This is a genomic window from Burkholderiales bacterium (genome assembly GCA_013695435.1).
GTDB lineage: Bacteria > Pseudomonadota > Gammaproteobacteria > Burkholderiales > JACMKV01 > JACMKV01.
The window spans coordinates 1-5,001 of the sequence record JACDAM010000056.1; the positions used below are offsets into that span (position 1 = coordinate 1).

2 protein-coding genes are annotated in these 5,001 nt (G+C 63.7%); both read left to right on the top strand.

What is annotated here, in order from left to right:
- A partial coding sequence (locus tag H0V78_03335; protein ID MBA2350840.1) for a PhoH family protein occupies window positions 1-372 on the top strand: 372 nt, incomplete at its 5' end.
- A 312-nt stretch (window positions 373-684) separates the two neighbouring features.
- Window positions 685-5,001: DUF3131 domain-containing protein (locus H0V78_03340; GenBank protein ID MBA2350841.1), on the top strand; the 4,317-nt coding region annotated here is incomplete at its 3' end.

A 5,001-nucleotide genomic window follows, 5' to 3' on the forward strand; every position in this document is an offset into this window, starting at 1 on the left:
CTGAACAAGACCGACGAAGAAGCCGGCGAATGGGGACGCGCCGCGACGCGCGATCTGATCCGCTCGCGCATCAAGGTCAAATCGCTGAACTTCATGCGCGGCCGCACGTTTATCAAAAAATATCTGATCATCGACGAGGCGCAGAATTTAACGCCGAAGCAGATGAAAACGCTGATCACGCGCGCCGGGCCTGGAACCAAGGTCGTGTGCCTCGGCAATATTTCGCAGATCGATACGCCGTATTTGACCGAGGGCAGCTCGGGATTAACCTACGTCGTCGATCGTTTCAAAGGCTGGACGCACAGCGGCCATGTGACCCTGCAGCGCGGCGAGCGCTCGCGGCTGGCCGATTATGCGGGGGAAGTTTTGTAATCGATCAACAGGGCTGTTGTCGGTTTGCTCCCTCCCCACTTGCTGAGGAGGGCCGGGTTGGAGAAGTGAAGAGGAGCCAGCGGGCTTGCGTCGCTAAACCCCATCTGGCGCGCGGACGCGTTACCCGACGAAGCCGGCCATTTGCGGAAAGCGCGCCCGCCCCCTGCTCGATACCTGCCCGGCGGGCTGGGGAGGAGAAACGCCGATGCGTCAGCGACTGCGCTGCGCGCTATAATTCGGTGTCGTTTGCGCTTCTTTTCCTGGCATCGTCAACTCGGCCTTCGACGAGCCAACATCTGCATCTCCCGGTAAATGTCCCAACGCCTCGTACTCAGCTTCTATCAGAATCAGGCGGCAGCGGTCGCAGCTCTGGCTGGCCTGCGGCAGCAGCGTTTCACCCGCTCGGCCCTGATTCAAAAAGCCGAAGGCAAACTGACCGTGGACAACGGCGGCGTGTCGCCTCGCGATGGCGCGCTGGCAGGTGCTGCGATCGTGCCACTGGCGGCAATCCTGATCCACGGTTTTTTACCCGCGCCGTTTTCCGCGCTGGCGATGGCAATCGGCGCTTTGATCTTCGGCGCCGCCCTGGGTGCGCTGTTCGCGCGTTGGCTGGTGCCGGGCGTCAGCCGCCGGCTGCTTGTAAGATACAAACGCAGGCTGATCGACGGCGAAGCGCTGGTCATGGTGCAGGCGCCGGCGCGCAGTGTTGGACAAGTTCTGGCGCTGATCGACAAATCCGAGGGTGCGCAGGCAATTACATTTGTCATGCAGCGGCGGCCCAAAGCGGACGAAATCATGCCGCCGCTGCGCTCGGAGTTGTTGCCGGCCGAGCGCCTGCAAGCGATCGCCGCCCGGCTGGCGGCGGAAACCCACACCAAGCCGGGCGGCTCGGCGCCGGTGCTGTTCAGGCGCCTGCGCGACAGCTCCCGCATTCTGAAAGCCGTTCATCAGGATCTGCTCGATGCCGCGCGCGCGCAGAAGAATTTTTCCTTGTCTTCGGAATGGCTGCTCGATAACGCCTACGTGATCCAGGGCCAGATCGACGATGTCTGGCGCAATCTGTCGCGGCGTTTTTATGGCGCGCTGCCGGCGGTCGCCAATGGCCGGCACGCCGGCTTGCCGCGCGCTTACCGCATTGCCACGGAGTTGATCGACAACACCGGCGGCGGTTTGAACCGCGGCGAAATCAGCGGCTTCCTGACCGCGTTCCAGCAGATTTCGCCGTTGACCATGGGCGAACTGTGGGCGCTGCCGATGATGCTGCGCCTGGCCCTGGTCGAACGTTTGCGGCATCTGGTTATCGCTGTCGATGTGCGCCAGCGTGAAGCCGAATACGCCGAATTCTGGGCCAACCGCCTGCTCAGCGCCGCGCGCGGCGATAACGACAGTGTGCTGCCCTTCCTTGCTGATCTCGCGGGCGAGTTTCCGGCGCCGACCGCGCATTTTGCCGACGAGCTGATCGCCCGCCTGTCCGACGAGGAAAGCGTGCTGGCGCCGGTGCGCGGCTGGCTCGAACGCAAGCTCGAAGTCCCGCTGGCAGAGGCCTTGCAGGAGGAGCAAAGACGGCAGACGGTTGATCAAGTCCTGTTGGGTAATGCCATCACGACGTTGCGCTACCTGTCGCAACTCGATTGGCGCAATGTGTTCGAGGGCGCCAGCAAGGTCGATGCGCTGCTGGCCGCCGATGCAGTGTACACGCGCATGGATTTCGCAACGCGCGATTGCTACCGGCATGAAATCGAACGCATCGCGCGCCGTTCCAACGCGAGGGAGCTCGACGTCGCGCGCCATGCCGTCGATCTGGCGGCCGCTGGCGGCGACGAGCCGAGCCGGCACGTCGGCTTTTATTTGCTCGACAACGGCCGCCCGCAACTCGAAGCGCGCGTTCAGTGCAAACCGTCGATCGCGCAGCGCCTGCGGCGCGGGAGCGCGCGCCGGCCGGCGCTGGTTTATGTCGGCGGCATAGTACTGACAACGCTGGCGCTGTGCGCCGGCGTCATCATAATCGCGGCGCGCGCGGGAAGCGATCCCGCGGCGCTGGTTTTGCTGGCTGCGCTGATGCTGTTGCCGGCCAGCGAAATCGCGCTGCAGCTCGTCAACTACGTACTGACGCTGTTGCTGACGCCGCGCATCCTGCCGAAGATGTCGTTCGAATCCGGCATTCCGGACGAGTTTGGCGCCCTGGTCGTGGTGCCGATGATGCTGTTGACACCGATGAGTGTGAAGGAGCAGATCGAGCGGCTGGAGATCCGCTATCTGGGCAATACCGAGGCCAATCTGCGCTTTGCCCTGTTCAGCGATTTTTCCGACGCGCCATCCGAGCACATGCCTGAAGACGCCGAATGGCTGGAACTGGTGGCGCGCCATATCGCGGAACTGAATCGACGTCACGGCGCCGGCCTTTTTTTCTGGTTCAACCGCGAACGCCGCTGGAGCGAGAGTGAAGGGCGCTGGATCGGCTGGGAAAGAAAGCGCGGCAAGCTCGAACAACTGAATCGCTTCCTGGCGGGAGACGCGGACAGCGCGAGCCTGCTGCGCGCCGGAGACGCCGCGCGCCTGCGCAATATCAGGTTTGTCGTCACGCTCGACGCCGATACCCAGTTGCCGATGAATAGCGCGCGGCGCATGGTGGAAACACTCGCCCATCCGCTGAACCGCCCGCATCTGGCGGCCGATGCGCGCCGCGTGGCGCGCGGTTACGGAATCATACAGCCGCGCGTTTCGACGAGTTTGCCGAGCGCCATGGCGACGTTGTTCGCGCGCTGCTTCACCAACCCGACCGGCACCGATCCGTATTCGCACGCGGTGTCGGATGTTTATCAGGATCTGGCCGGCGAAGGAAATTATCACGGCAAGGGCATCTACGATCTCGAAGCGTTTCATCGCGTGCTGTCCGGACGCTTTCCGGAAGCGCATCTTCTGAGCCACGATCTTCTCGAAGGATCTTTCGTTCGCGTCGGCCTCGCCAGCGATATCGAATTGTTCGATCAATTTCCGGCCGATTACCAGACGTATGCGAAGCGCCAGCATCGCTGGATCCGCGGCGACTGGCAGATTGCGGATTGGCTGCTGCGTTCGGTACCGAACGCCAGCGGCCGCGAGCGTAATCCGCTGTCCGCCTTCAATCGCTGGAAGATTCTGGATAATCTGCGCCGCTCTCTCGTGCCGATAGCATCGCTCGCGTTGTTGCTGTGCGGCTGGCTGCTGACCGCCCTGCCCGGGTTATGGAGCGCTGTCGTCGCCACGGTGTTTCTGCTGCCGCCGTTTCTTGCGGCGCTCAACGGACTCGCGAGGCCGGCGACCCTGACCTTGGCCCGCTGGCGCGATAGCGGCCGCGATCTTTTACGCGCTTTGGCTACACTGGCGCTGTTGCCGCATCAGGCGGTGATCGCGCTCGACGCCATCGTGCGCGTCGGGCATCGGCGTCTTGTCAGTCATCGCCTGCTATTGCAATGGGATAGCGCGCAAACCATCGAGCGCCGCACGCGCGGCCGGCAATACGAGTTCCTGCTGAAAATGGCGTGGGCAACGACGGCTGCAGCCGTGATCGCGTTCCAGATCAACCTGAGTCAGGCGGGGATGCAATTCGGGATGCAGGTCTTCGCCCTGCTGTGGCTGGTCGCGCCATTGATCGTCATCGGATCGAGCCGGCGCGCGTGGCGCCCTCCGGCGCAACCGATCACCGCGGCCGACCGCCGCATGCTGCGCCTGGTCGCGCGCCGCACCTGGCGTTATTTCGATGATTTCGTCAATGCGGAAAGCAACTGGCTGCCTCCCGACAATTACCAGGAATTCATGCTCGCCGAAATCGCGCAGCGCACGTCGCCGACCAATATCGGATTTGGTTTGCTCGCCAACCTTGCGGCACGCGATTTCGGCTATATCACGACCGACGATGCACTGGCGCGAACCGGAGCGACGCTGGATACGCTCGCCAGGCTCGAACGCTTCGAAGGTCATTTGCTGAACTGGTACAACACCGCGACTCTGGAACCGCTGCACCCGCGGTATATCTCGATGGTCGACAGCGGCAATTTGCTGGCGGCGTGCTGGACCGTGCAGCAGGGATACGAACAATTACTGAACGGCCCGGTGGTAGCGCCTTCCGCGCTGGCCGGGCTGGCCGATGTTCTGGCGTTGATCGCTGAATCGGGCGCTGCATCGGGCGGTGATTCGGCCAATGAGTCGGACGCAGCGGATGCGCGGTCCGCGGAGATCGAGGCATTGCACGCGGCTACCGCGATGCCGCGTCAGCCGCTCGAAGAAATCGTGCGCCGCATTGCGCTGGCAACGGTTCATGCGGAAACGCTTGCTGGTTCGGCCGATGCAGCCGCTTACTGGCCGCAACAACTGGTCCGCCAGGCAAACGCCTGGCGAGCGGCGATCGGACAATACCTGCCATGGGTGCAAGTGCTGGCCGAGCCGCCGCCCGAGGGCCTGCTGACGCTGGGCAGCGGTGCGCACGAATGGCGGCGGCGCGCGCTGGCCGCGCAGCCGTCGCTGCGCATGCTGGCGAGCGGTAATATTCCCGGCACCGGTCCGCTGCTCGCGCTGCACATGCGGGCGGAAGAACTCGGCGTTCCACAAACAGCGCGCGATTGGCTAGATCGGCTGGCCGCGGCGGTCGCC